24 protein-coding genes and 1 tRNA gene are annotated in these 25,344 nt (G+C 57.5%); 6 read left to right on the top strand and 19 right to left on the bottom strand.

Annotation, left to right across the window (positions count from 1 at the left end; all coding sequences use genetic code 11):
• A partial coding sequence (locus WHS88_00300) for a hypothetical protein (GenBank protein ID MEJ5258613.1) occupies positions 1-215 on the top strand: 215 nt, incomplete at its 5' end.
• Between the two features lie 119 nt (positions 216-334).
• Here the strand turns inward: WHS88_00300 and WHS88_00295 are convergent.
• Together WHS88_00295 and WHS88_00290 are read right to left on the bottom strand one after the other, a co-directional pair.
• Positions 335-985, bottom strand: a complete 651-nt coding sequence (locus WHS88_00295; protein MEJ5258612.1) for an MBL fold metallo-hydrolase — start codon at positions 983-985, stop codon at positions 335-337.
• 84 nt (positions 986-1,069) lie between these two features.
• Entirely contained in the window at positions 1,070-1,462 is a 393-nt protein-coding gene (locus WHS88_00290) for a pyridoxamine 5'-phosphate oxidase family protein (protein MEJ5258611.1), read from the bottom strand.
• A 256-nt stretch (positions 1,463-1,718) separates the two neighbouring features.
• Between WHS88_00290 and WHS88_00285 the strand changes: the two genes are divergently transcribed.
• On the top strand, positions 1,719-4,334 hold the full coding sequence (locus tag WHS88_00285) for a HEAT repeat domain-containing protein (protein ID MEJ5258610.1): 2,616 nt from the start codon (positions 1,719-1,721) through the stop codon (positions 4,332-4,334).
• A gap of 146 nt (positions 4,335-4,480) precedes the next feature.
• Positions 4,481-5,176: a methyltransferase domain-containing protein gene (locus WHS88_00280; protein MEJ5258609.1), complete on the top strand. Its 696-nt coding sequence runs from the start codon at positions 4,481-4,483 to the stop codon at positions 5,174-5,176.
• A gap of 296 nt (positions 5,177-5,472) precedes the next feature.
• Here WHS88_00280 and ppdK read toward each other — a convergent pair whose 3' ends face one another.
• The 16 genes from ppdK to WHS88_00200 form a co-directional block, all read right to left on the bottom strand.
• Positions 5,473-8,268, bottom strand: coding sequence for a pyruvate, phosphate dikinase (gene ppdK / locus WHS88_00275; GenBank protein ID MEJ5258608.1), 2,796 nt, complete (start codon positions 8,266-8,268; stop codon positions 5,473-5,475).
• A 170-nt stretch (positions 8,269-8,438) separates the two neighbouring features.
• A complete protein-coding gene (locus tag WHS88_00270) occupies positions 8,439-9,449 on the bottom strand; it encodes a Gfo/Idh/MocA family oxidoreductase (GenBank protein ID MEJ5258607.1) in 1,011 nt (336 codons plus the stop codon).
• A 19-nt stretch (positions 9,450-9,468) separates the two neighbouring features.
• Positions 9,469-10,278 (bottom strand): acyl-ACP--UDP-N-acetylglucosamine O-acyltransferase, encoded by an 810-nt coding sequence (gene lpxA, locus WHS88_00265; protein ID MEJ5258606.1) that lies wholly within the window; start codon positions 10,276-10,278, stop codon positions 9,469-9,471.
• 42 nt (positions 10,279-10,320) lie between these two features.
• Positions 10,321-11,622 (bottom strand): UDP-3-O-acyl-N-acetylglucosamine deacetylase, encoded by a 1,302-nt coding sequence (gene lpxC / locus WHS88_00260; GenBank protein ID MEJ5258605.1) that lies wholly within the window; start codon positions 11,620-11,622, stop codon positions 10,321-10,323.
• Positions 11,594-12,661 carry a UDP-3-O-(3-hydroxymyristoyl)glucosamine N-acyltransferase gene (lpxD, locus tag WHS88_00255; GenBank protein ID MEJ5258604.1) on the bottom strand — a complete coding sequence of 356 codons (1,068 nt, stop codon included), beginning with the start codon at positions 12,659-12,661 and terminating at the stop codon, positions 11,594-11,596. Before lpxD ends, lpxC begins: the two co-directional genes overlap by 29 nt.
• Positions 12,662-12,684: 23 nt before the next feature.
• Positions 12,685-13,287, bottom strand: a complete 603-nt coding sequence (locus WHS88_00250) for an OmpH family outer membrane protein (protein ID MEJ5258603.1) — start codon at positions 13,285-13,287, stop codon at positions 12,685-12,687.
• 56 nt (positions 13,288-13,343) lie between these two features.
• Positions 13,344-15,647 carry an outer membrane protein assembly factor BamA gene (gene bamA / locus WHS88_00245; protein MEJ5258602.1) on the bottom strand — a complete coding sequence of 768 codons (2,304 nt, stop codon included), beginning with the start codon at positions 15,645-15,647 and terminating at the stop codon, positions 13,344-13,346.
• Between the two features lie 37 nt (positions 15,648-15,684).
• Positions 15,685-17,115, bottom strand: coding sequence for a replicative DNA helicase (dnaB, locus tag WHS88_00240; protein MEJ5258601.1), 1,431 nt, complete (start codon positions 17,113-17,115; stop codon positions 15,685-15,687).
• The gene (rplI, locus tag WHS88_00235) at positions 17,084-17,566 is read right to left on the bottom strand and encodes a 50S ribosomal protein L9 (protein ID MEJ5258600.1); all 483 of its coding nucleotides are present in this window, start codon (positions 17,564-17,566) and stop codon (positions 17,084-17,086) included. Before rplI ends, dnaB begins: the two co-directional genes overlap by 32 nt.
• Positions 17,567-17,637: 71 nt before the next feature.
• Complete coding sequence (rpsR, locus tag WHS88_00230) at positions 17,638-17,895, bottom strand: 30S ribosomal protein S18 (protein MEJ5258599.1); 258 nt, start codon at positions 17,893-17,895, stop codon at positions 17,638-17,640.
• Between the two features lie 27 nt (positions 17,896-17,922).
• Positions 17,923-18,348 (bottom strand): single-stranded DNA-binding protein, encoded by a 426-nt coding sequence (gene ssb / locus WHS88_00225; protein MEJ5258598.1) that lies wholly within the window; start codon positions 18,346-18,348, stop codon positions 17,923-17,925.
• A gap of 63 nt (positions 18,349-18,411) precedes the next feature.
• The gene (gene rpsF / locus WHS88_00220; GenBank protein MEJ5258597.1) at positions 18,412-18,864 is read right to left on the bottom strand and encodes a 30S ribosomal protein S6; all 453 of its coding nucleotides are present in this window, start codon (positions 18,862-18,864) and stop codon (positions 18,412-18,414) included.
• An 18-nt stretch (positions 18,865-18,882) separates the two neighbouring features.
• Complete coding sequence (gene pth, locus WHS88_00215; protein ID MEJ5258596.1) at positions 18,883-19,575, bottom strand: aminoacyl-tRNA hydrolase; 693 nt, start codon at positions 19,573-19,575, stop codon at positions 18,883-18,885.
• Positions 19,576-19,620: 45 nt separating this feature from the next.
• Positions 19,621-20,274 carry a 50S ribosomal protein L25 gene (locus WHS88_00210; GenBank protein MEJ5258595.1) on the bottom strand — a complete coding sequence of 218 codons (654 nt, stop codon included), beginning with the start codon at positions 20,272-20,274 and terminating at the stop codon, positions 19,621-19,623.
• Between the two features lie 63 nt (positions 20,275-20,337).
• Complete coding sequence (locus WHS88_00205; GenBank protein MEJ5258594.1) at positions 20,338-21,291, bottom strand: ribose-phosphate pyrophosphokinase; 954 nt, start codon at positions 21,289-21,291, stop codon at positions 20,338-20,340.
• Positions 21,288-22,295, bottom strand: coding sequence for an NTP transferase domain-containing protein (locus WHS88_00200; GenBank protein ID MEJ5258593.1), 1,008 nt, complete (start codon positions 22,293-22,295; stop codon positions 21,288-21,290). Before WHS88_00200 ends, WHS88_00205 begins: the two co-directional genes overlap by 4 nt.
• Positions 22,296-23,115: 820 nt before the next feature.
• Between WHS88_00200 and WHS88_00195 the strand changes: the two genes are divergently transcribed.
• Positions 23,116-23,712, top strand: a complete 597-nt coding sequence (locus tag WHS88_00195) for a hypothetical protein (protein MEJ5258592.1) — start codon at positions 23,116-23,118, stop codon at positions 23,710-23,712.
• Between the two features lie 143 nt (positions 23,713-23,855).
• Positions 23,856-24,080 (top strand): hypothetical protein, encoded by a 225-nt coding sequence (locus tag WHS88_00190; GenBank protein MEJ5258591.1) that lies wholly within the window; start codon positions 23,856-23,858, stop codon positions 24,078-24,080.
• A 72-nt stretch (positions 24,081-24,152) separates the two neighbouring features.
• On the opposite strand, the gene WHS88_00185 is transcribed toward WHS88_00190, so the two are convergent.
• Positions 24,153-25,127: a tRNA-dihydrouridine synthase gene (locus WHS88_00185; protein ID MEJ5258590.1), complete on the bottom strand. Its 975-nt coding sequence runs from the start codon at positions 25,125-25,127 to the stop codon at positions 24,153-24,155.
• A gap of 143 nt (positions 25,128-25,270) precedes the next feature.
• On the opposite strand from WHS88_00185, the gene WHS88_00180 reads away from it, so the two are divergent.
• Positions 25,271-25,341, top strand: a tRNA-Gln gene (locus WHS88_00180).
• Positions 25,342-25,344: the final 3 nt, after the last annotated feature.

The raw sequence follows: 25,344 nt of genomic DNA, 5'->3' as shown, positions 1-25,344 counted from the left end.
TTCACAATGGTGTATTGTATGAAAAACTCTTGGAATGTCAAGACAAAACAACTTCTTTTTTATCTTACCCAGTTTGCTTATTCTGTATATTCGTTATATTCAATCTATTCGAAAAACAAAAGCCATCTATTTTTTTATCGGAACACCAAAAAAAGATTTGCAAATTACCAGCCCTGCGATATATTGGGGGAACTGGTTTTGGTGGAGAGTGGTGAATACAGCCAGTCAGGCGGGAATCATTGAAGAATGATTCCTGCTTTTTTGTCCGGACTTGCCTCTTCCTGGAGAGGAGAAAACGTGCAAGCCGCAAACGCCCGCCCCTGCGGCTTCCCTGTCAAAAATCTTCCTCAGACCCATTCAAAAATGGATTGAATCGTTTCTCATTTCGAATCGTCGTTACCGGACCGTGTCCCGGATAAACCTTCGTCGTCTCCGGCAGCGTCAGCAGTTTTGCTCGAATGCTTTCCATTAATTGCGCAAAACTGCCGCCTTCAAAATCCGTTCGCCCCACACTGCCGGCAAACAGCGTATCCCCGACAAACACAAGCCCTTCTTTGGGGGCATACAAACAAATCCCTCCCGGCGTGTGTCCGGGCGTATGCAGCAGATGAAAATCCATCCCCGCCAATTGGACCTGTCCGTCTCCGTCAAAGATAAGCTCCGCCGGACGCGCCGAGGTCATCGTGCCGGCCAGCATCGACAGATTCCGCGCCGGGTCGGTCAGCATCGCCGCATCGTTTCGATGGATTCCGACCCTGACTGAAGGCCATCGCTCCCGAAGCGTCTCTACGCCGGCCACATGGTCCACATGACCGTGTGTGAGGACAATCACCTCCGGCTCCAGACCCTCTTCCTGCAGAAACTGCACCAGCGGCGCCGCATCCAGCCCGGGGTCAATCACCAGACATCGGTTTGTCCGCACGTCCGAACGAACACAGTAGCAGTTGGTTTGGAAATCACCCAGAACAATTGTATCGATCTTCATCGCCGACTCCCGCACAAAAGCACGTTTCGGCGTGATTGTAGGAGGCCCGGCTCCGCACGTCCAGCAAAAACCGCTCCGCCTTTTTCATTCCGGAAGAGGAGAATCCCCCACCAGAGGACGCACCCGGTCAATATGAAAAAAGACCACAAACTTGGCCGAATCATCCTCCGCCGGAAACATCATCGGCTGCTTTTGACGAAGCATCTCGACCAGAGTCTGATTGATCTCCTCCCGTATCATCGTCAGATACAGCCGCACACCCCGGTAACCCGGGGCATGCTCCATAAACAAATAAGAAGCGTGCAGATTGCTTTGCAGATTCTGATGGCTGAGCCGCTCCTTCATCACAAAGGCCGCCGTCTGCTCATCCACGATATACGGTTTGGCATACAGGGCTGTATCCACCTGTCCCTGCGCATTGCAGGTAGCCAGAACACCCCAGCCGTCTTTGGTCTCAAAGTACTGTTTTAAATCCATCTCGTTGTCCCTTTCTTGTCTTATCTTATTTCCGGAGGCGCGCTCGAAGAGAGCCGCCGACCCCGGCTCTCTTCGTCATCCCCTCCGAAGCATCTGCAAAACTGTTTTCTCCCTTCTTCTTTGCATAGTCTTTTCTACCACCCCCGCCCAGGCAAGGTTCACAGGATTTTTCCGACCTTCAATGCCCTTTCAGAAAAAACTTTTCATCCCGCCGAACCGACAATATAATTGATTCAAATTGCAAAAGGAGCCGGAAATGAAAAAGGGGTTGCTTCTCTTCGGCCTGCTGACCATCGGCTTGGCGGCTGTTCGGATTCATTCCTTCCGCAGCCCCCTGCAGTTTTATTGGCACCATTGGAGCGGGATTCAGAAATTTTTTGTCATTCAAGACAAAGAAATCCGGTTTCGCTTTCCCTTATTGAGCCGCTCGGTTGCCCGCTCGGATCCGGAGGCAGCCGATATAACAGAATGGCTTTTTCTAACGGGATACGGCCGGCTGAATTATCAAACCTATGAAGATATCGAAGCCCTGGCCGCACTGGCGGAACAGTACCCCGACAATCCCTTTCTGCTTTATTCGCTCGGCTGCCGTCTGTCCCTTCGCGCATACATCGACCCGCACATCCTCCGCCGTCTTGCCGAGCGGCTGGAAATCATCGCACCGGAAAACCCGCGGCGATTCCTTCTCCTGGCCCTGGCCGACTTTGCCGACAGAAAGCCGGACAGCCCCGAACGGGCGGTCTCTCAGCTGGAGCAATGCTTTGCCGGACCCTACCCGCCTGACCCATACGCGCCATATTTGCCGCGCATTTGCCGTCTGCTTGAAGCGGAAAACCCGCTCCTGCCAATGCAGACTTTCATCGCACTCGGCCAAATTGAAGACGTTGCTCTTCTTAGACGGCTCCTTCGCGGCCTGTTGGAGCGTACGGAAGATATGATTGGAAACGGCCAAATCCAGCGAGCCCTTTCGCTGCACGACCGCATCCAGAAAATTGCGGAAAACAGCATCCCTCCTTCGCTCGAATATCCCTGGGCAAACTTCACCATCTCCTGGGAGCCGGCCGGTCTGCTCCTGAAAAAAACTCCCCAAAGCATCGAATTGCAGCGGCTCGGCCCGGAGTTTTCCCAGCGCCTCCGGCAAAACCGCCTCCAAATTCTCGCCTGGCTTATCCAATCCCAAAACTCCAAATCTCCCCATCATCCGCCCAAAGAACCCTATCCGGACTACAGTGAGGGTTCGGTTTACTGGCTTCCGCTTGCCGGCCATACGTTTCAGATGAGCTGGGGGCTCGGCACAGCCGTCCTTCTTTTCTTCACAGTCGCCGTATTCGGCAAATGGAAGAGGCCGGCTTTGTCCGGATGGCCGCTGCTGTGGACCGCCGCCGCCTTCTTCCTGTATTTCCTGTTTTGTCGGGGGCCTGAAATTTTCGAGGAAATGACCCAGTCGGAATGGTGCTGCGACTGTTTCCGTTATCATTATCAGCAGATCCCGTCCTCTCTGTTCATCTGGGACCTGCTAAAAATAGTTCAGCCCTTTGCCGTCTATTCGCTGGCCGTTTTTGGATTTCTGACCGTCATCGCCTATGGGCTTTTCCGAAAAAAACCGCGGCTTTGGCGCCGCCTCTTTCTCCAGGCCGCCGGTTGGGCCGCCGCCGTTTCCGCTCTGCTGGTCTGGAAAGCCCCGTTTGCCGCAACCGTCTTTTTCGACTTTCTGACCGCGATGGCCCTGATTCCTCTTGCGGCCCTTCCTTCAAGACAGCTCGACAGCAAACCGCTGTTTTTCGCTTCATCTGAAGCCGGCAGGGAATATCGAAGCCGATGCGCCATTCTGGCTTTCTTTGCATGGACGCTTCATCTGTTCTTTTTTACGCTGGCTGTTCCGGCTTTGGCTCAGGCCGTTGCGGTTCAGGCCGTCAACATCAAACACGAAAATACCTGGCTTGCCGGCTCGCCGGCCCCTTATCGATGCGACCCGAATCTGTATCCTGCCTTTCTGGAAGCGTTCAAAACCAACCCGCCCTCGAATTTCGAAGCAACCCTTCTGCCTCATCTGGCTCTCATCGAACCCAACGACCTGCCGGCCGTCCTGAGTGCTTTTCAGGAACGAGACCGCCAAATACAGTCAGACCCCAACCGGATGTATCCGCCTGAGGAAGATCCATTCCGCTGGCAGCGGCGTCTTCTGATTCGTCTGCACCACGACATCCGCTACTGCGGCAAGGATGCCTGGCCCGCTATCCTCCCCTTTATCCAGGACCCCAACCAGCGGGAACTGCTGCTGGCGGAATATCATTCCAATACGCCGGAGGGCCGACGACGCTTTGTCCGGATGCTTCGTCAGCAGTTCAATCCGGCCGACCCTCCGCTGAAGCACCAAATGGAGGCCCTGACGCAAGCGGAAAAAGGCGAATGGATTGAAGAGTGGCTCAGACAAAATGAAAAGACTCTGGATTATTCCCAGACCGATTGTTTCCTCAAGGTCCGCGCCCAATTGTCGGAAGGCAGCCGGCGCCGTCTCTGGCAGGAGTGGATCAAGGCCCTCGAGGACTCTGCTCGGGAAAAAATTTTCCCCATCGACCTGACTTTGCTGGAACATCCTGCAGAAATTTATGAAATTCCGGATGACCTGCTGGAAAGATGTCTCCAGGCAGACAATCCGCGCCTGCGTGCCTTCGGCTTTCATCTTTGGAGATGCTCAGGAAAAGCCCTCGATGAACCGCTCCTTCGACGGATGGCCGAGGATCCTCATCCGTTCATACGGGCTGCGGCGGCGGCTGTCTCTCCGCAAAGCATTTCACCCGACGACCCGAGTCCTCTGGTCCGCCTGACAGCCAAATTGACCGCTCAAGCTCCAGCGAAATCCCTTCAATAAACAAGATAATCCCTATATAGTATTTGATATACTACTTCATCAAAGTAAAAAATCATTCTTCAGGATTTCTTCAGGGTATATAATAAACAGGTTCAAATGAAAGTCTGCTTTTTCTGCAACAGAAATCACAAAAGGAAAATAAAAATATGGATGGCACAAAAAACGGCCCAATGGTCTTCACATCTCCATCTGAAATTCTCAACCACTACAAGAAACCCTCTACGGCAGAGCGGTATGCCGGGCTCTATCGAACCGCCGCCGGCCGGCGTCGGCATTTACGGGAGGAGGCCGCCATCACCAAGGGTCTGGCCGGCGTACCGGAAGGCAGCCGCGTGCTCGACCTGCCCTGCGGGGCCGGAAGAATGTATCCCTTGCTGAAACGACTGGACTATCGCGTTGTCGAGGCGGATGCCTCCCCTTTCATGCTCGAATATGCCCGCCAAAATGCCGCGAAATTTCCTCAAAACGAATCGGATGAGTTTGTCCTGGCCGATGCCTTCCATACCCCATTTGAAAACTTTCAGTTTGACGCCGTTGTCTGCAACCGGCTCATCCACCACTTCCCGGAACCGCAGGTCCGTCAGCAGCTTCTGCAGGAACTGGGGCGAATCACCAAAGGCCCGATTGTCATTTCCTTTTTTTCTTTACTGGCAACCGATGCCCTGAAATATACCCTCAAGCACGCCATCAGTCATTTCTCCGCGCCGTCGCGCAAACCCATCAGTCCCTGGCAGTTTGCGGAGGATGCACGCCGGGCCGGTTTGACCGTGTCCCGCTGGATTGTGCCGCTGCCCGGCTTTTCGATGCAGTGGTATGCCGTGCTCCGTCACCCGCAAAAATAAGAGCATCGAATCAATCGACGCTGAATAGTCCGGACTTCCATCTTTCTTCTTTGCTTAACGCTTCGGAAGATAAGTTGGACTCTTCGGTCTTTTCCCTGCCGGAGCAGAGTCCGGCTGTCGGCGATTTTTCTTCCTTCTTCATTCTCATTTCTTCATTTTTCGCTGAACATCGAAGAACAGGGCCCGGGAATAACCGGACGGACTGAGGGAACGGACACAGGGGCTATCCCGACACAAAAAAAGGTGTGTCCCGAAGGACACACCTTTTGAAAAGCCGAATCCGCCGTTAAAACAGCTTACTTCTTGCTGTTGCGAACCGCCGCCTGGGCCGCCGCCAGCCGAGCAATCGGTACCCGGAACGGCGAGCAGCTGACGTAATTCATTCCGACCTTGTGGCAGAACTCCACGCTCTTCGGTTCGCCGCCGTGCTCGCCGCAGATGCCGATTTCCAGATTCGGATTGGTCTTGCGGCCGCGCTCAATGCCGATGCGAATCAGCTCGCCCACACCATTGACATCGATGCTTTCGAACGGGTCGCCCGGCAGAATCTTCTTGTCCAGATAATCCCGCATAAAGCCGCCGATGTCATCCCGGCTGAAGCCGAACGTCATCTGCGTCAGGTCATTGGTGCCGAAGCTGAAGAAGGCCGCCTGCTCGGCAATCCGGTCCGCCAGCAGCGCCGCCCGCGGAATCTCAATCATCGTGCCGGTCAGCGTCTTGAGTTTCTTCAGGTTGTACTTGGCCAGCACTTCCTGATAGACCCGCTGGACGATGGCCATCTGGTCTTTCAGCTCGTTGACATCGCAGACCACCGGAATCATAATTTCCGGATAGGGCTTCTTGCCCGCCTGGACGAGTTCCGCCGCGGCCTCGTAAATCGCCCGCACCTGCATTTCCGTTACTTCCGGATAGGTCACACCCAGACGCACGCCGCGATGGCCCATCATCGGGTTGACCTCGTGCAGCGCATCGGCCCGTTTGGCCAGCTCGTTCAAATCAATGTTCAGCGACTTGGCCAGTTCCGCCCGCTTGGCCTGGTCCTGCGGCACAAACTCATGCAGCGGCGGGTCCAGCAGACGAATCACCACCGGCAGGCCGTCCATCGCCTCCAGCGTCGCCTTGATGTCCTTCTTGACAAACGGGAACAGCTCATCCAGCGCTTTGCGCCGCTCCTCCGGCGTGCGGGACATAATCATCTTGCGCAGATAAAACAGCGGCTGCTCGCTGTTCTTGCCGTAGAACATATGTTCCGTGCGGAACAGACCGATGCCCTCAGCGCCGAACTGACGGGCCCGGGCCGCATCCTCCGGCGTATCCGCATTCGTGCGGACGCCCAGCGTACGGACCTTGTCGCACAGCTTCAGGAAGCTCATCAGAATTTTGTTCTCTTCGCCGACATCCATCATCGGCAGCTGCCCGGCATAGACATTGCCTTTGGTGCCGTTGAGCGTAATCCAGTCGCCTTCCCGCAGGACCGTGCCGTTCACATGCACTTCCTTTTTCGACGGCTCAATGTGCAGGGCCGCACAGCCGACGATGCAGCACTTGCCCCAGCCGCGGGCCACCAGCGCCGCATGGCTGGTCATGCCGCCTCGGGCCGTCAGAATCGCCTTGGCCGCCCGCATGCCTTCCACGTCTTCCGGATTGGTCTCTTCCCGCACCAGAATCACCGACTTGCCCTGGGCCGCCCAGGCCACCGCATCCGCCGCCGTAAAGACAATCTGTCCGGTCGCTCCGCCCGGTCCGGCCGGCAGACCCTTGGCCAGCACTTTCTGCTCTTTTTCGACCTTCGGGTCGATAATCGGGTGCAGCAGTTCGTCCAGCTGAGCCGGCGTCACCCGCATCACGGCCTCTTCCGGCTTAATCAGCTTCTCGTTGACCATATCCACGGCAATCCGAACCGCCGCCGGTCCGTTGCGCTTGCCGACGCGGCACTGAAGCATAAACAGCCGGCCCCGCTCAATCGTAAACTCAATATCCTGCATATCCCGATAGTGCTTCTCGAGCAGGTTCTTGATGCGGACCAGCTCCTTGTACAGCTTCGGCATCGCCTTCTCGAGCGTCACCAGGTGCTTGTTGTGCTCCGACTGCGACTCGGCATTGATGGGGGCCGGTGTCCGAATGCCCGCCACCACGTCTTCGCCCTGCGCATTGACCAGATATTCGCCGTAGAACTTGTTTTCGCCGTTGCCCGGGTTGCGGGAGAAGGCCACACCGGTTGCGCAGTCCTCGCCCATATTTCCGAACACCATCGTCTGCACATTGACCGCCGTGCCCCAGTCGTCCGGAATCCCTTCAATCCGGCGATAGCTGACCGCACGCTTGCCGTTCCAGGAGGCAAAGACCGCATGGATGCCGCCCCACAGCTGGTCCTGGGCATCATCCGGAAACTCCTTGCCCAGCACCTCTTTGACCTTCTTCTTGAACTGCTCGCAGAGCGTCTTGAGGTCTTCGGCCGTCAGGTCGGTATCCGACTGATACCCCCGGCTCTTTTTCAGCTGGTCCATCATCTTTTCCAGCTGACGGCGAATGCCCTCATCGTCCTTCGGCTCGATGCCCTCGGCCTTCTCCATCACCACATCCGAGTACATCATAATCAGCCGCCGATAGGCATCATACACAAACCGCTCATTGCCGCTCTGGGCAATCAGCCCTGGAATCGTTTTCGTCGTCAGGCCGATATTCAGCACCGTCTCCATCATTCCGGGCATCGAGGAGCGGGCGCCGGACCGCACGGACACCAGCAGCGGATTCTTCGGGTCGCCGAACTTGCGGCCCATAATCTTCTCCACCTTGGCCATCGCCTTGTCCACTTCCTCCTTGAGCCCTTGCGGATACTTCTTGTTGTGCTTGTAGTAATAGGTGCAGACCTCCGTGGTAATCGTAAAGCCCGGAGGAACCGGAACCCCCAGTTTGGCCATTTCGGCCAGGTTGGCGCCTTTGCCGCCCAGCAGTTCCTTCATCTTGGCATCGCCGTCGGCCTTGCCGCCGCCGAAGAAATACACCATCTTGGCCGGCTTATCCGACCGGCTTTTGCAGGAAGACGCCATACACTTGGCACCGCCCTTTTTCGCTGTTTTTCCTGTCGCCATCGATTATCTCCCTAAATAATAAATATGGTTTCCAACACAAACGGGGGTTCGTCCCCCGAAACCTGCCGGCGTCTCTGGATAGAACATCTCCGTCTTGGGCCAATCAAAGAATGCGGAATATACCCCCAAAGCCCCTGCCTGTCAACCGCAATCCCCCCGAATCCGACCATTCAGGGATTCCATTTGTGCTCGCGGACCTTCTGCAGAATCCTCTCCGCACACTCCAACGCTGCAAGTCCTTCTTCCGCCGTCACTTCCGGTCTTTTTCCGGGTTCCAGAACCGCCCGCAGAAAGGCCTCCTGCTCCACCCGAAGCGGCTCTGATTCTGTAATATCCAGATGCTCAATATGCAGAAGGTCCGTCCACTTGACCTGGGAAAAATCAAAATCCCCTGCCTCCTGGCGCTCTCGAATCCACTTGACGACATCAATATTCGGGTCGGTTTTGATGACGATGCCTTCCTTGCGGAAATAATCCACACTCAGATAGGCCTGTCGGCTGAACACCCGCACTTTCCGTTCCGTCTTGAGCGCCAGGCGGGAGGCCGTGATGTTTGCGATGCACCCATTGGCAAAAACCAGCCGGGCGTTGCAGATATCCTCATGGTCTCCAATCACGTTTACCCCCACCGCCTCGACCTGACGAACCGGACTGCGGGCCAGCGACAAAATAATATCAATATCGTGAATCATGATATCCAGCACCACCCCGACATCCGACGAGCGGAACGGATACGGACTGACTCGGTCGGCCTCAATAAAACGCGGCTCTATCTCCAGCCGCTTCATTGCCTGCACCACCGGATTGCACCGCTCCGAATGGCCCACCGCCACGACCGTCTGCGTCTGCTGGGCCAGCTGAACAATCCGCCGTCCCTGCTCGGCATTTGACGCCAGCGGTTTTTCAATCAGCACCGGAATTCGATGGTTCAAAAACAACTCGGCCAGCGAAAAGTGCGCCGCAGTCGGGGCGGAAATGGTCACCGCATCCACCCGCCCAATCAGGTCTTTCGGGTCGGTCAGGGCCTCACAGCCGTACTGGTCGGCCAGGGAGCGGGCCCGGGATGCATCCGGATCCACCACCGCCGTCAGCCGGCTTTCCGGCAGCCGGCTGTACACCCGCGCATGGAGTGCCCCCATCTTGCCCGCCCCCACTACAGCTGTTCGGAGTGGATTCATCATCCGGCGCTTTCCTTTCCCGTTAATCCCGGAACAGTTCCCGATATCGTCCGAACCGCTGCCGGCTGCTGTTCAGAAGCGAATCGACAATCGCTTTGACCGGCTCACACAGCCCGTCGCGCTCCGCCAGCAGACGCACCTGCTCCAGAACCGGCTTGTCGCTGCGCCAGATAAACTTGAACGCTTCAAACAGCGACGCCTTCTGTTCCTCATTCAGGCCCGCCCGAGCCATCCCGCGCTTGTTCAGCGCCCGTACCTCATGCGGATAATGCCCGCTGATAATCACAAACGGCGGCACATCATGGTTGATGCCTGTATAGCCCGCCGCATAGCACCACTTGCCGATGGTGCAGAACTGATGGATCGCCACCAGCCCGCTCAGCCAGGCCCCCATCTCAATCTTGCAGTGACCGCTGACCTGCGTGTAGTTGCTGATGACAATCTTATCCTCCAGAATGCAGTCATGCCCCAGATGCACTCCGATCATCAGAAGGTTGCCGCTGCCGACAATTGTGTCTTCCTCCGGATGCATGCTCGGATGAATCGTCACGAATTCCCGAATGACGTTGTTGTCGCCGATTTTCAGCCCGCCGATCGGCGTCTGGTCATTGGCGCCCAGAATCTGCGGCGGCTTGCCGATGACACAGTTTGGAAACAGCCGATTCCGGCAGCCCAGCTTCGTCCGCTTTCCGATAATCACATGCGCATCCAGGACCGTCCCGTCCCCGATGACGACATCTTCCTCGACCACGCAATACGGGCCGATGACGACTCCATCCCCCAGCTGCGCGCTCGGATGCACCACCGCCGTGGGATGTATCTGAGTACTCATACTCGTTTTGTTCCTCCGAAAGTCTGTTCCGTAATCGTTCGTTTATCCAACCTCGTCATCGACGAGCATAAACTTCAGCTGGGCCTCGGCCACAATCTCCGAACCCACTTTGGCCGTACAATTGCACTTGGCGGCACGGCTGCGCACCTTGTCGGCCTCCGCCGTCAGAATCAGCTGATCGCCCGGCACAACCGACTTGCGAATCTTTACCTGATCCATCGTCAGCAGCACCGCCAGTTTGCCGGTGTGCTCCAGCGTCTGCGCAAACAAAAGCCCGCACACCTGCGCCATCGCCTCGACAATCAGCACCCCCGGCATCACCGGCGCACCGGGAAAATGCCCCTGGAAAAAGTGCTCATTGATGGTCACATTCTTCACCGCCGTAATCCGCCGGTCCTCCTCCACCTCAATCACCTTATCCACCAGCAGAAACGGATACCGATGCGGCAGGATTTTCTGAATCCGCCGGATATCCAGCAGCGGCTTGCCCGCCGGACTCAGTCCGCGGTGTTTTCGGTCCTGTTCAATCAGGGCCTTTACCAGCTGATGGTTGAGGGCGTGCCCGCTCTTGTAGGCCACAATGCGGCCGACAATCGGCATCCCGGCCAGCATCAAATCTCCGATTAAATCCACCACCTTATGACGCACACACTCATCCGGAAACCGATAACTGTTCCGAATGGGTCCGTCGGAGCTGATGACCAGAATCTGACGCGGGCTCAAGTGCGTCCCGATTCCAGCCGCCTGCATCTGACGCGCCTCCGCCTCCAGAACAAACGTCCGCGCCGGCGCCAGATGCGTCGCAAAATGCGACTCAGTAAGCCGGCACGAATACGTCTGCCGTCCGATGCCGGTATGCTGCGTGTAGTCCATATCAAACGTCAGATGCAGCCCGCCCGTCGCATCCGGCAGCGCATAAATCGCCTTATCCCCGTCCTGAATGCACACCGGCTCGCGAATCACCAGTTCCCGACGCGGCTTATTCTGTTCCACCGGCTCACACTTGGACAGCGTCTTGAAGTACTCCTCGCTGCTGCCGTCAAATCCCGGCAGCTCCGGCGCATCGATCTCAATAATCAGATTGTCCAGCCCCAGCGCCCCCACCGCCGCCAGACAGTGCTCCGATGTCTCAATCAGGACATCCCCAACCCCCAGCGCGGAGCGGCGCTGCCGCTCGACAATCGACTCCGGGCAGACCCGTATCCGAACCGGACGCTCCAGATCCGTCCGGACAAACACGATCCCCGTATCCGGCTCAGCCGGCCGAAACACCACATGGGCTTCCTGTCCGAAAAACAGCCCTCGTCCGGACAGTTTATCCTCGTGCCGGATTGTTTTTTGCATTTTCAATCTGCTGAATCCTTTTCTTCAGTTCCCGGACCTCTTCGGCCAGTTTCGGCAGCCGCCGGTACCACACCGTCGAGCGCTTTTCCGCCGCAATTTCCTGCGCCGGAGTTCCCCAGACCTGACAGCCCGGTGCAACATCTTCAATAACAACTGCGGCCGCTCCGACTATCGCTCCGGACCCCACCGTAATATGGTCTGCGACCCCCGACCCTCCGGCCATCACAACCCCATCCCCGAGCACCGCACTGCCCGCCAGCCCGACCTGTCCGGCCAGCAGACACATCCGGCCGATGCGCACATTATGCCCGACCTGCACCAAATTATCAATCTTTGTACCGGCCCCGACAACGGTCTGGCCGAATTTCGCCCGGTCCACACAGCTGTTGGCCCCGATTTCCACCCCATCCTCCAGAATCACCCCGCCGTTGTGCGGAATCAGCTGATGCCGGCCGTCCACAAACGCATACCCAAACCCCGTCGCCCCTATCGTGCAGTGCGACTGCAGGATGCAGAAGTTCCCGATGCGGCAGTCGTGATACACCACCACATTGCTGTCCAGCCGGCAGCGTGAACCGATTTGCGTCCGCTCTCCGATGCTGCAGTTGGCCCCGATAACCGTATAGGCCCCGATGCGGACCTGATGACCGATATAGGTATTCGGACCGATGCCGACCCCCTCTTCGAGAACCGCATCCGGTTCCACAACCGCCGTCGGGTGCACTCCCTTCCAGACCGTCAGCGGCGGAGCAAACAGTTTCAGCGCCTCAATCAGCGCCTTCTGCACGCTGCCGACTACAATCTGCGCCGCACGGCAGCCCGCTGCCTCCTGCGAAACCAAAACCGCCGCCGCCCGGCAGTCCGCCAGCAGCGGACGCTGCTTTTCCTCCGTCAGGAAACTCACTTCCTCCGGCGACGCATCCCGAAGCGTATTGACGCCGCAGACAATCGGATGCCCCGGACCGCACAGCCGCCCCCCCAGCCGTTCGGTCAGCTCTGCAACGGTCATTTTCCGAACCGAAGCCCCGTTTGCTTCCATCCGCAAAGCCCCATCCCATCCGGTTAATTGCTCAGCTTATCCAGCGCTGCCAGCACCTCATCCGTAATATCCAGCTCCTGCCGGCTGTACAGCACCTTCTGCGTCTTGACGCTCAGCATAAAATCCCGCAGCGTCGGCGCCGGCATCTCCAGACTTTCCTTGCCCAGCACAATATCCAGACCCTTTTCCTGGGCCACCATCGCTGTCACCTTCACAAAATCGCTGTACAGCGCCTCCATCCACTGCTGCATCTCCTGGGTGAATTTGTTCTCATAAAACGAATTGCGTCCCTCCATCAGGGCCCGCTTTTCCTCATACTCACCCATCAGCGCAAAATAATCGCTGCTGCCGGGCCGGCGCTGCTTGATATTGGCCTGCAGGGCCTCCAGCTCTCGCCGCATCTGCTGAAACTCCGCCTGCACCCGGCTGCGGTCCGCCTCCGCCTTCTCCTGCCACTGTTTATTCTTTTTGCAGTTTTCCAGAATCTTCGTCACATCCACAATCCCGACCCGAACCGGAGCATATCTCTCCTGAGCCGCCGCAAATCCCTGCTGATAAATCAGCCACGCCGCTCCGCACGCCAGCACTGCCGGCACAATCCATCCGTGTCTTTTCTGTCCGTTCATTTCATTCGCCTTTCCGAATCTTAAAAAAGTGCTCTTTCCGTTATGCATCTTCCCGGCTAAAACAGCGCACCAACCGAGAAACTGAAGGCCTGCGTCTTATCGTCATCATCTTTCGTAATCGGAGCCCCCAGTTCAAACCGCATCGGAACCGGTCCGAAAATCTGCGGAATCAAAATCTGAATCCCTGTGCCGACTGACGTGCGTATCGGCCCGCTGTCAAAAAAGCCGGCATCCGTAAACAGCAGCCACGAAAATGTCTCGCTGCCCAGCGGAATCGCCACCTCCGCGCTGGCCTGTGCCATCCAGTCGCTGCCGATGGGATCGCCGTTTTCTCCGCGGGGACTGATGCCGCGATACCGAAAGCCCCGAATCGACCCGATGCCGCCGCCGTAGAACCGGTCATACATAGGAGCACTGCCGACGACTGTTCCGCCGAACAATTTGGTCTCCAAAATCGTTTTGTGTTCCGCCAAATCCTCATACAGCGTCTTGTACCACCGCTGCGTGGCCGTCAGAAGACCGTACGTATGGTCCCCCAGCACCTGTTCATAGCCCGCATCAAAATTATACCCCTTGCTGGGCCGAAACCGGCTGTCCGTCTTGTCCAGTCCGACCCAGAACCGCGTCCCCAGCCGCAGATTGTCGCCCGCCACATCCCGGACGTCCGACGGCACAACCGGGTCCAGATTCTCAATGCTCACATTTTCAAAGCGGAATGAAATGCCTCTCCGCCAGTGATCCGGATAGCGCCGCGTCAGGCCCAGACTCGGTCCGGTCCGCTTTTCATCATACGATTCCCGAAGCCGCGTAAAGCCGGCAAATCCTGCATCCAGCGCCAGCGGCCGGTCATACAGATACGGCTCCGTAAAACTGACCGAATAGCTCGTCCACCGGCGGCCCGGACTGTACATCGCCCGAAACCGCTGCCCGGCCCCGCGAAACGCCCTGCCCGACAGCAAATCCGAAAAACTCGTCGGCCAGTCCGTGATATCAAAGTTTCGCTGGTCCAGCGAAATCTGACCGATCAGACCGCTGTCGCTGGCAATTCCCGCCCCCAGCATAATCGTGCCCGTCTGGCCTTCAGCAATCTGCACCAGCGCATCCCGCCGCTGCGGCTCCGTACCGCTGGGCACAATCGTCACCGACTGCGCCGCCGTCGTCTGCTGGACAATCCGCTCCAGCTCCCCTTTGCCGTCCCCCTGAGCCGCCGCTCCGTCATACCAGGCCCCCGGACGGAAGCCCTCCTCATCCAGCACACGACGGATGGCGGTATCTTTGATCATCCGGTTGCCGGTAATCGTCACCTCGCCGATACGGTAGCGCGGCCCTTCCGCAATTTTCTGCTCCACAGCCACTCGGTGTCCATCCAGCTCCCGCCGAACCGTCTCCACCTGCACATCCAGATACCCTTCCGATCGATATCGGCTGCGAATCTTCTTGACGTCATACTCCAGACGGTCCGGACTGAACGGCGCATCGGGCTTAAGCTTCAGCTCCGACCGAAGGGCCTCTTCGTCCTCAAACAAATAGCCGCTCAGGGTCATCGAATCGACCGTATACTGCGGCCCTTCCGTCACCCGAAATGTCACCTCCGCCGTTTTGCGGTCTTCGCTGAACGAAACCGAAGACTCCGCCTTGATATCCAGATACCCCTGCCGGCGGTAAAAATCCAGCAGCTGCTGCTGATCCTTCGTCATCTGCTCCTGGTCCCAGTACACCGGAAAAATCAGAAACTTCCTCGGACGCGTCTTGACGGCCCTGAGCAGCTGCTCATCCGAAAACGCCTGATTGTTTTCAAAAATCACTTTCCGAACCTTGGTCCGCGGCCCCTCGTCAATCGCAAAAATCACCTGGCCGACAATCAGACGGCTTTCATCCAGGGTAATTTTCGCCTGCGAATAGCCCTTCTTCCGGTAGTACTCCTTCAGCTTCTCCACCCCCGCTTTGACCTGAAACTGGTCCAGATAATCCCCCTGCTTGATTCCCAGCTCATTGAGCAGACGTGAATCGCTGACCTTCTTGTTGCCCTGAAGAACAATCGAACGGATCAGGTTCTTTTCGACAATCACATAGGTGAGTACGACCTTGCCGTCAACAACCTTTGCGTTGTAATAGGCCGTATCCACGCCCTCCAGGGCGGCCAGACGCTTGACGTCTTCGGCGGCCTGTTCCGCCCGAAAGACATGCCCGACGCGGGTCCGCACCGTGGACAGCACCTGCGCACGCGTAATCGTCACGGTGCCGGCCGTCTCAATCGAACCGATGACAAGTCCCTCCGGCTGCTCCTCCTGCGCCTGCACGAAGGAAACCGCCGTCAGCCATCCCGCCAAAACCATCCCGATCAGCCATCCTGTTCTCATTCGGCAACCTCCTGTCTGGTCTCCCGTGGGTCTGTCCTCAAATCGGCGGCTCGCGATAGTCTTCCGGCACGAAGCCCCGATGTTTGTTCCGAAACCGCGTACAGGCCCCGTCAAACACCAGTTCCACTGTGCCGGTCGGCCCGTTGCGCTGCTTGGCCACAATCACTTCAGCGGTATTGTCCTCGGCGGCATCCTCCCCGTCCGAACGCCGATAATACGACTCCCGATGCAGCAGCAGAATCACATCCGCATCCTGCTCGATGCTGCCGCTTTCCCGCAGGTCGCTCATCCGCGGACGATGGTCCTCGCGCCCTTCCGGAGCCCGGTTCAGCTGGCTGAGCACCACCACCGGCACCGCCAGTTCACGGGCCAGCGACTTGATATACCGCGAGATGGTGCTGATTTCCTGCTGGCGTGATTCCACCTTGCCCCCCAGACTCATCAGCTGCAGGTAATCAATAAACACTGCCTGAATCTGATACTGACTTTTCAGCCGACGGCACTTGGCCCGAATCATCAGCGGCGTCAGACCCGGCGTGTCATCAATAAAAATCGGTTTTTCCGACAGCCGAGCCCCTTCCTCCACCAGCTGCTGATGCTGCTCGGTGCTGATTAACCCCTTGCGGAGCATCTGCAGATTCAGGCCCGTCCGGCTGCACAAAAACCGCTCCGTCAGCTGCTGCTTGCTCATTTCCAGAGAAAAAATCACCACCGGAAGGTCCGCATCCGCCCCGATGTATTCGGCGATATTCAGCGCAAAACTGGTCTTGCCCATGCTCGGACGGCCCGCCACGACTATCATATCGCCGTACTGAAGCCCCCCGAGCAGATCATCCAGCTCCCGAAACCCCGTCGGCACTCCCGTGACGCCGGTTCCCCCTTTGCGGGCGTCAATCGCCTCAAACGCCTGATAAATCAGATTGCGAATCGGCTCGGCTGTGCCGCTGATTTTCCGCTCCGTCACCTGGAAAATCTTCTTTTCCGCCTCATCCAGCTTTTCATCGCTTTCCCCCGTCGGGTCGCAGACCTCCTGCAGAATCTCCTGGCAGACATACGCCAAATCCCGCAGGATCGACTTCTGCTGGACAATCTGCATATAGTATTCATAGTTGGCGGCGGTCGGCACCGACTCCGTCAGCCGAATCAGATACTCCACGCCCCCCACGGCCGCCAGATGCCCCCGCTTTTCCAGCTCATCCTTGAGCGTCACCAAATCGACTTCCCGCCGCTCTTCAAACAGGCGCACCAGCGCTTCAAACACCAGCTGATGCTCCGGCAGCGAAAACGATTCCGCCTTCAGATGCTCCACCACCCGGCCGATGCACAGCGGGTCCAGAATCATCGAACCGAGCAGAGCCGCCTCCGCCTCCGGAGAAGCCGGAATCTTCCGAATCCCCAGCCCCTCCGCAGCTTCCTTCGGGCGGCCCTCGGAACGGCTATTGGCTGCTGGTTTCTTCGTCTGCGCCAAGGACGGTTCCCTCTGCGGCCACGATGACACGCACCGTCGCCCTCAAATCCGACGCCGCCTTGATGACGACATCGCGCGTCCCCACTTCCTTGATATGGGCTTCCAGATGCACCATCTCCGCCGTCACGGCAAACCCTTTCCGCTGCAGCGCCTCGGCAATGTCCGATTCCGTCACCGAACCGAACAGATGCCCCTGCTCGTTCGCCTTGGCTGTCAGGGAGATTTCCACCCCTTCCAGCGAAGCGCTCAGCCGCTCTTTTTCCTGGCGGGCCAGACGACGCGCTTCCGCACGCCGCGCCTTTTCCTCCGCCAGCGACCGAATCGCCGCTTCCGTCGGTATCACCGCCAGGCCCTGCGGAAGCAGATAATTCCGGGCATATCCGTCTTTGACCTCCACAATATCGCCCAGCCACCCCAGTTTGGCTACATCTTCACACAATAACACTTTCATCGATTGACTCCTGTCATTCTGCTGGTTGACACTCTCTCAAACAGACCGCTTTCGTCCGGCGGAGGTGCTCCTTAGGCCGTAAACGGAAGCAGCGCCATAAACCGGGCCCGCTTAATCGCCAGCTTGACCTTCCGCTGACAGCCGGCACAGTTGCCGCTGCGCTTCCGCGAGAAAATCTTGCCCCGATTGGTCAGCAGCTTCTGCAGCGCCTCCACATCTTTGTAGTCGATGTACCGCCGGCCTTCCCGGCAGAACCGGCACTGCGTCTGTTCCCGAAGAGTGGTCAGAAATTTCTTTTTCTTCTTGCTGGGTCCTGTTTCTTTCGCCATCGTTTGGGTTCCTGATTTCAAAAGTTCTTAAAACGGTATATCATCGCTCGGCGGCGGGGAAAACGCATCCGGCATATCCGGCAGGTCCGTCTCCTCGACTCCGCCGGCGCCGGCCGCACCTCCGCCCCGGCCGATAAACTCAAAATTCTCCACAAACACCCGCAGCCGGCTGCGCTTGCTGCCGTCCTGGGCCTGCCACTGGTCCAGCTTCAGACGCCCCTCCACAAACAGCGGGTCGCCTTTTTTGACATACTTGGCCAGCGCCTCCGCACGTCGCCCGAACATCTGGCAGTCCACAAAGCAGGTTTCTTTGCCCTCTGTGCCGTCCTGCTTTTTGAACACCCGATTGACCGCCAGACCAAACTCCGCCACCGCCGTCTGACTGGGCAGATACGTCACCTGAGGGTCCCGCGTCAGATTCCCCATCAGCAGCACCTTATTCAAATTGGCCATGGTTCGTTCTCCTGTCCCGAGTGCCGAAACCGGCCCGAACGGCCGCTTCTGCACAGCCGGGCTTTATTCAGAGGCCGCCGCTTCCTCATCCGCCGCCTCGACGGCCGACGCATCCGCCACGCTGTCTTCCGGCTCCGACGGTTCCGTGACCGGCATCGAGCTGCCTTCCGGGTGCAGTTCCGCCGGTGTGGGCTTTTCCATGTCCTCCCGGCTCATCCGGTCCGCACGGAGAATCAGCACACGCAGCACCCGCTCCGACAGATTCACATCCCGCTCGATTCCGTGCACCCGCGACGGCTCGCAGTGGAAGTACGTCAAAATGTACGTCCCGCGGCTTTTGCCGTCCACCTCATAGGCCAGCCGGCGGTCATCCCATTTCCTCAGACTCACAATGTCCGCTCCGGCCCGTTCCAGAAACTTGCGAATGGTGCCCAGCACACCGTCCCAGTCCGACGCCGCCAGCGCCGAATCCACCAGGAACAACCCTTCATACAATCGTTTGACTGCTGTCTTCAAATTCAGACCTCCCATGACTTAAGGATTTTTCATTTCGTCCGGCTTTGTCTGTCCGTTCGTCTTCGGGGCCGCTTCATTCGGCGAACCGCTCCGGTCCCGACTGTTGTATCGAGTCATCGCGGCGTCTATCCCGTCCCGAACCCAGCAGAGCACCGCTTCCGCCGCCAGCTTCACCGCCTGCTCCAGCAGGGCCTGCTCCCCGGCCGACGGACGAGACAGAACATAATCCGCCATCACAGCACCCGGGCAGGAACCGATTCCCACCCGAAGCCGGGCAAATGCTTCACTGTTCACTTTTTCTATAATATCCGCCAGGCCCTTATGCCCGCCCGACGAGCCTTTCGCCCGAAGCCGAATCCGTCCCGGCTCCAGCGCCGCATCATCCGTGACCACCAGCAGCCGCTCCAGACCCAGCCGATAAAACCCCAGCACCGTCGCCACCGCCTGACCGCTGCGGTTCATAAAGGTCTGCGGCTTGACCAGCAGAAGCTTTCGGCCTTCCGCCTGCGCCTCCCGGACCAGCGAACCGAACTTCTTCTTTTCCGCCGAGGCCCCCAGCATCTCCGCCAGCCGGTCAATCACCTCAAAGCCCACATTATGCCGCGTCTTTTCGTAAGCCGCTCCCGGATTGCCCAGACCCGCCACCACATACAGCTCCGTACCCGACGGCTCGTCCGTCCGTCCGTCCGCGGTTCCCAGACAATTCCGCAACCTCTTCCAGACTCCATCCGACACGGCGGTCTCCGAGGCCGTACATCAGGCCGATTCGCCTTCTTCTTCCGTCGGCTTGCGCTCCGTAATAACTTCCGGCTCCTGAATCCCTTCCGCCGGGGCGGCCGCTTCTTCCGCTTCCTTGACCTTCGGCAGATGGCACAGGCAAATCAGGGCATCCGGATTGGTCTTCAAAACCACTCCCGCCGGCAGCGCCACATCCCGGGCATGAATCATCTGACCCAGACCCAGCTCCTTGATGGACACCCCAATCACCTCCGGAATGTCCGTAACGGCGCACTCCACTTCCAGATGGTCCAGCATCTGGTCCACAATCCCGCCCTCGTGCGAGCCCTTGGCCGTCCCGCGAAGCTCCAGCGGCACCGTCACCGTCACCCGCTCGCTCAAATCCACACGCATCAGGTCCGCATGGATAATCTGCTTGCCCAGATGGTCATACTGCAAGTCCTTCACCAGAAGGGTCTGTTTTCCTTCGGGCAGCTTCACTTCAAAAATCCGGTGCCCGTGATGCAGGGCCTCCACAAAATCGTGCGCATTGAGCGAAATACAGACCGGCTCCTGTCCGTGCCCGTACACAATCGCCGGCAGTTTGCCGACCTTCCGGTCCCGAAGCCGTCGGGCTGCTTTGCTGCCTTTCTGCTGCCGAATTTCCGCCTCTAACGTCATCAACTCTGCCATACATGTCCTCTCTGTCTTTGCCGGCAGGCAGGATCGCTTTGCCGCTTCCCGCCCGCCTCTGTCTTACTCGATTCCGTTAAACAAACCGCTGACGGACAGATTCAGATGAATTCGCCGGACCGCTTCCCCCAGCAGGTCCGCCACACTCAGCACCGTCAGATTCTTCAGCACACTTCCTTTGGTCCCCAGCGGAACGCTGTCGGTCACAATCACCTCATCCAGCGGCGCCTTCGGCAGACGCTCCATCGCCGGCTCCGCCAGAACTCCATGCGTCGCCCCGGCGATAATCCGGCAGGCCCCGCGCTGCTTAAGCAGCTCCGCCGCCCCGCAAATCGTTCCGCCCGTTGTAATCATATCATCGCACATCACAATATTCCGCCCTTCCACCTCCCCGATAATCTCCCCGCAGACAATCTCCGAACCGCTCACGCGGCGCTTGTGAATAATCGCCAAATCCGCCCCCAGCTTCTGAGCATACCGCGCCGCTTTCTTCATATTTCCCACATCCGGTGCTACAACCGTCAGGTTGTCCAGCTGCTTGCCCTTAAGATATTTGGCAATCACCGGCTCGGCCGTCAGATGGTCCACCGGAATATCAAAAAACCCCTGCAGCTGGGCCGCATGCAGGTCCAGCGTCAGCACGCGGTTGGCCCCGGCGGCCACAATCAGATTGGCCACCAGTTTGGCCGTAATCGGTACGCGCCCTTCATCTTTGCGGTCCTGACGGGCGTATCCGAAATACGGTATCACCGCCGTCACACGGGCCGCACTGGCCCGGCGCAGGCAGTCCAGAAAAATCAGCAGCTCCATCAGATTCTCATCCACCGGCTTGCAGACTGACTGCACCACAAAACAGTCCGTCCCCCGAACATCCGTTTCCAGCTTGATAATCTTTTCGCTGTCCGGAAACCGCCAGATGCGCGCCCTGCCCGGCTCCTGCTGAAGATACCGGCAAATCCCTTCCGTCAATTCCGGATGACTGGTCCCGCCGAAAACAAGCAGCGGATGATGAATCATCTCTGTCCCTCCATGGCCGCACACCGATTGACCTGACCCAACGTGGTAAAAGCTTCCACCCGCTCCCCGTCGCCCACCTGAGCGCCTTCGCCCACAAACGCAAACGGCCCAATCCGGCAGCCCGACCCAATCCGAACCGCCCCGCGGATACACGTAAACGGCTCAATCACCGTATCCTGACCGATCTGCGCCCGGTCATCAATCCACGTATTCGGCGGGTCCACAATCGTCACCCCCGAGGCCATCAGCCGATTCTGAATCCGCTGCTGCATAATCTTGCCCACAACGGCCAGCTGGGCACGGCTGTTGACGCCCATTGCATCTTCTTCCGCCACCGCCGTCACCGCCGTCGCCTTGTACCCTTCCGCCAGCAGAACATGCAGCACATCCGTCAGGTAATACTCCCCTTTGACGTTGTTCGGGCGAATCTTCTCCAGTCCCTTCAGCAGCAGCGGCGTCTGATAGCAGAAATACCCGGTGTTCACTTCCTGAATCTTCCGCTGCTCTTCGGTGCAGTCATTGTGCTCCACAATCCCCTGAATATTCCCGTAGGCATCCCGCACAATCCGTCCGTAGCCGCTCGGGTCCTTCAGAACCGCCGTCGCCACCGTCACCGCCGACTTCTCCGAGAGGTGCTTGTTCAGCAGAATCTCCAGCGTCTCTTTGCGAATCAGCGGCGCATCCCCGCACAGGACCAGCGTATGCCCGTTAAAGCCCTCCAGATGCTTCCGGCAGCACATCACCGCATGCCCCGTTCCGCGCTGCTCGGGCTGCTCGACAAACTCCAAATCCGCCTGTCCCTGATACCGACGGAGAATCTGTTCCTTTCCGTAGCCGACTACGACATAAATCCGGCGCACCCCCACGCCGCGGCAGGCGTCCAGCACATAATCCAGCATCGGACGTCCGCACACCTCATGCAGCACCTTCGGCAGACGGGTGTTCATCCGGGTGCTCTGCCCCGCCGCCAAAATTATCGCCGCATATTCCGCTTTCTGGTTCACTTTTTGTTCAGCCTTCTCTCTATTACTAACAAATTCCCTTCTCATCCCCGGGCAGCTCTTGTCATTCTCGCGCAAACCCGTCATTCCCGCACAAACGCGTCATTCCCGCACAAACCCGTGTCATTCCCGCGCAGGCGGGAATCCATCCCCCCCGCGACCTGTCCTTCGAAGCTTTTCGCGAAGGAGAAAGGCGGGACTCCATAATCATCTTGTCCGTCACTGTTGCCTTTCCAACCTACCCGGCCTGGACTCGAACCAGGAATAAGAGGACCAAAACCTCTTGTGTTACCGATTACACCACCGGGTATCGCCCGCACACGGCAAAATTATACCTCGCCTGCCGTTTCGAAAAAAGAAAAGTCCTCTTCAGACACCGAAGCCGTTCATGTAAGTCGCAGTATCCGCCTTCGAAGCGGACCGACCGGACCCTGCCACGGGCTTGAGCTGACCATGCTGCGAACCTGTCAGCCCCACGTTTCCGCCTTCCGGCCTTTCGGGAAAGACCTTCCCAGGCGGTTCTACCTACCCACCAGGCAGGGCATTAAAGAAAAACACTATACATTTCCTTTTCTTTTTTTCAAGACCAAAGAGAAAAATTTTTCTATACTATATAGACACAGAATGTCTTGTGTTTCCATCTCAAGATTATCACGACTGGTTATCAAAAGGGTTCACAACGTAAGAAAAACAGAACCCGTCCCTCTGGGCAGACTTTTATCAGACGTTCCAATATTTCTGCAATAAACCCCCCTTCAAAAACATCTATGGAGATGTCGGAATGGAAACCAACATCGAAAATTTTTTTGAAAGGAACTGTTTTATGAAAAAAACACTCACAGCCCTGACACTTCTAACAATTGTTGCCCTTTTTGCCGTCCCGTCTTTTTCCCAGCAGGGTCAAGGCCAGGGGCCGGAAGGCAGAGGCCAGCGCCGAGGCGGTCCGGCAGGCCAGATGGAAGCCGGCCCGGCGGGCGGCCCCGGACAGCAGATGGGAGCCAGAGACCCCGAACAGATGCGCCAGATGCTCCAGGAAAGACAAATGCAGCGCGTCAGACAAGCCCTCAATCCAACCGATGAACAGTGGGCCAAAATTGAACCCCCGCTCAAGAAAGTCATTACGCTCACCCAGCAAACCAACATGGCTGGGTTCCCCGGACAGGCCTTCGGCAGAGCCCAGCGGCAGGAAGGACAAGCCGAGCAGGAAGAAGACCAGACCGCCCTTGCCAAGGCCCGTCGGGAACTCCGCACCGCAATTAACAGCGGAAATGCCGACACAATCAAGGCCAAACTCGAGGCCTTCCGCAAAGCCCGTGAAGAAGTCCTCAAGCAGCTGGCCGATGCCAAAAAAGAGCTGAAGGCTCAACTGACAACCCCTCAGCAGGAAGCTGAATTAGCTCTGATGGGCTACATAGACTAAACCCCTTCGGCAGGATGCCGAAAACGGCAGGCGGTTTTTTCCCGTCTGCCGTTTTTTTTAACAGCACTTTTTCCCTCTCGAAACGTATTTTTGTTTCATAACGGAAGCATTCAAAAACAACTTTCTTTTAGAAAGGAACAGCAATGAAAACCTTACTGAAGAAACTGGCGGTACTTTGTCTGGTATTGGCCCTTACTTCAGCCGGCTGGGCTGGCTCCTGCAAGAGCAAATCAGAAGGTGCAGCCTGCGGAGATAATAAAAAGGCCTGTGAAAACAAGGACAAAGAAAGAAAATGTGAAAATAAAGAAAATGATTCCGGCTGCCAAAAGAATAAGGGAGAAAACAAATCCTGCGATAAAGCCGCTTAAACCACAACTTCTGCCGCAAAGATTTAAGACAGCAGTCAATCCTGCAATCCCTGCAGGGTTGACTGTTGTTTTTTAGGGATAAAATTCACAAAAAACCCGCTGTACCTGTTCCAAAGTCTTGGCCTGCATCATCGCCATCATCACCTGCTTTCGCTGCGGATGGCGTTTGCAGTAGCCCGCCGCAAACTTCCGGAAATAGGGGATCGCCTTCCTGGCGGGCCAGAATTCCAGAATCATCCTCAGGTGCTCCTGCATCACAGCCTTCTGCTCAGCCGGCGTCGGCGGTTCCGGAAGCGGACGACCTTCCCATAAGGCCCGGATTTCCTGAAATATCCACGGATTGCCGATAGCCCCACGGGCCACAATCACCCCGTCAATTCCGCTGCTGTGCAGCCGTTCGACTGCTGTTGGCGCCTTGAGAATATCGCCGCTGCCGAATACACACAGCGAAGGAAACCTTTTCTTTACTTCGGTAATTCGCTCCCAGTCCGCTAGCCCTTTATATTTCTGTTCAACGGTACGCCCGTGAATCGCCAGCATCTGCACACCGTCCCTCGCTGCATTCTCGCAGATGGTCCAGAAATCCTCCTGTGATGCCTCCGAAGAATCAAATCCGATCCGAATCTTCATAAACACAGGACACCGTACCGCCTCCCGCGTCCGCAGATACGCCTCCCGAACCACAGCGGGCCTCTGCATCAGATACCCGCCGCGCTCCCGACGCAGCACCTTCGGAACCGGGCAGGCAAAGTTCAAATCGATTCCGTCGTACCCGGCCCGCTCAAAAACCGCCGCCGATTGCGCCATTACTTCCGGTTCATTCCCCATAATCTGCGCAATAACCGGATGTTCCTCTTGCGAAAACGGATAAAACTGCTTTTGCCGGCTGGCCTTCGGGTGCAGCGCTATCCGGTCCAGCATCACTCCGGTAAACACCAGCGGGCAGCCGAACCGCCGCGCCAGAATCCGCATCGGATGGTCCGTATAACCCGACAGCGCCGCCTGAACAAACGGCATATCCAGTTTGATGGAACCGATTTGAAGCATAAATGGACGGCTTCCTCTTATCTGATTCTCTTAAAAAGACTTATACACATTCCGCCGTCCCGCATCCATCCGAAATAATCCAAAAAAATTCCTTCTCCTTGTTGACGGGAGACGTTTTTGCCGATACTATCCCTGTTTTGTGTTGGCCCGTAGTGTAATGGTAGCACAAATGACTCTGGATCATTTAGTCGGGGTTCGAGTCCCTGCGGGCCAGTTG

This window comes from Anaerohalosphaeraceae bacterium, from assembly GCA_037479115.1.
In the GTDB taxonomy this organism is placed as follows: Bacteria; Planctomycetota; Phycisphaerae; order Sedimentisphaerales; family Anaerohalosphaeraceae; genus JAHDQI01.
This window is presented reverse-complemented; position numbering and strand designations above follow the sequence as displayed.

Coding starts and splice junctions, on each gene's coding strand:
- WHS88_00195 (MEJ5258592.1), top strand. CDS start 23,116: ATGAAAAAAACACTCACAGCCCTGACACTTCTAACAATTGTTGCCCTT.
- bamA (MEJ5258602.1), bottom strand. CDS start 15,647: ATGAGAACAGGATGGCTGATCGGGATGGTTTTGGCGGGATGGCTGACG.
- WHS88_00210 (MEJ5258595.1), bottom strand. CDS start 20,274: ATGGCAGAGTTGATGACGTTAGAGGCGGAAATTCGGCAGCAGAAAGGC.
- WHS88_00295 (MEJ5258612.1), bottom strand. CDS start 985: ATGAAGATCGATACAATTGTTCTGGGTGATTTCCAAACCAACTGCTAC.
- lpxC (MEJ5258605.1), bottom strand. CDS start 11,622: ATGCAAAAAACAATCCGGCACGAGGATAAACTGTCCGGACGAGGGCTG.
- lpxA (MEJ5258606.1), bottom strand. CDS start 10,278: ATGAGTACTCAGATACATCCCACGGCGGTGGTGCATCCGAGCGCGCAG.
- rpsR (MEJ5258599.1), bottom strand. CDS start 17,895: ATGGCGAAAGAAACAGGACCCAGCAAGAAGAAAAAGAAATTTCTGACC.
- rplI (MEJ5258600.1), bottom strand. CDS start 17,566: ATGAAAGTGTTATTGTGTGAAGATGTAGCCAAACTGGGGTGGCTGGGC.
- WHS88_00290 (MEJ5258611.1), bottom strand. CDS start 1,462: ATGGATTTAAAACAGTACTTTGAGACCAAAGACGGCTGGGGTGTTCTG.
- ssb (MEJ5258598.1), bottom strand. CDS start 18,348: ATGGCCAATTTGAATAAGGTGCTGCTGATGGGGAATCTGACGCGGGAC.
- lpxD (MEJ5258604.1), bottom strand. CDS start 12,661: ATGGAAGCAAACGGGGCTTCGGTTCGGAAAATGACCGTTGCAGAGCTG.
- WHS88_00280 (MEJ5258609.1), top strand. CDS start 4,481: ATGGATGGCACAAAAAACGGCCCAATGGTCTTCACATCTCCATCTGAA.
- WHS88_00270 (MEJ5258607.1), bottom strand. CDS start 9,449: ATGATGAATCCACTCCGAACAGCTGTAGTGGGGGCGGGCAAGATGGGG.
- WHS88_00285 (MEJ5258610.1), top strand. CDS start 1,719: ATGAAAAAGGGGTTGCTTCTCTTCGGCCTGCTGACCATCGGCTTGGCG.
- ppdK (MEJ5258608.1), bottom strand. CDS start 8,268: ATGGCGACAGGAAAAACAGCGAAAAAGGGCGGTGCCAAGTGTATGGCG.
- WHS88_00205 (MEJ5258594.1), bottom strand. CDS start 21,291: ATGATTCATCATCCGCTGCTTGTTTTCGGCGGGACCAGTCATCCGGAA.
- WHS88_00250 (MEJ5258603.1), bottom strand. CDS start 13,287: ATGAACGGACAGAAAAGACACGGATGGATTGTGCCGGCAGTGCTGGCG.
- WHS88_00190 (MEJ5258591.1), top strand. CDS start 23,856: ATGAAAACCTTACTGAAGAAACTGGCGGTACTTTGTCTGGTATTGGCC.
- WHS88_00185 (MEJ5258590.1), bottom strand. CDS start 25,127: ATGCTTCAAATCGGTTCCATCAAACTGGATATGCCGTTTGTTCAGGCG.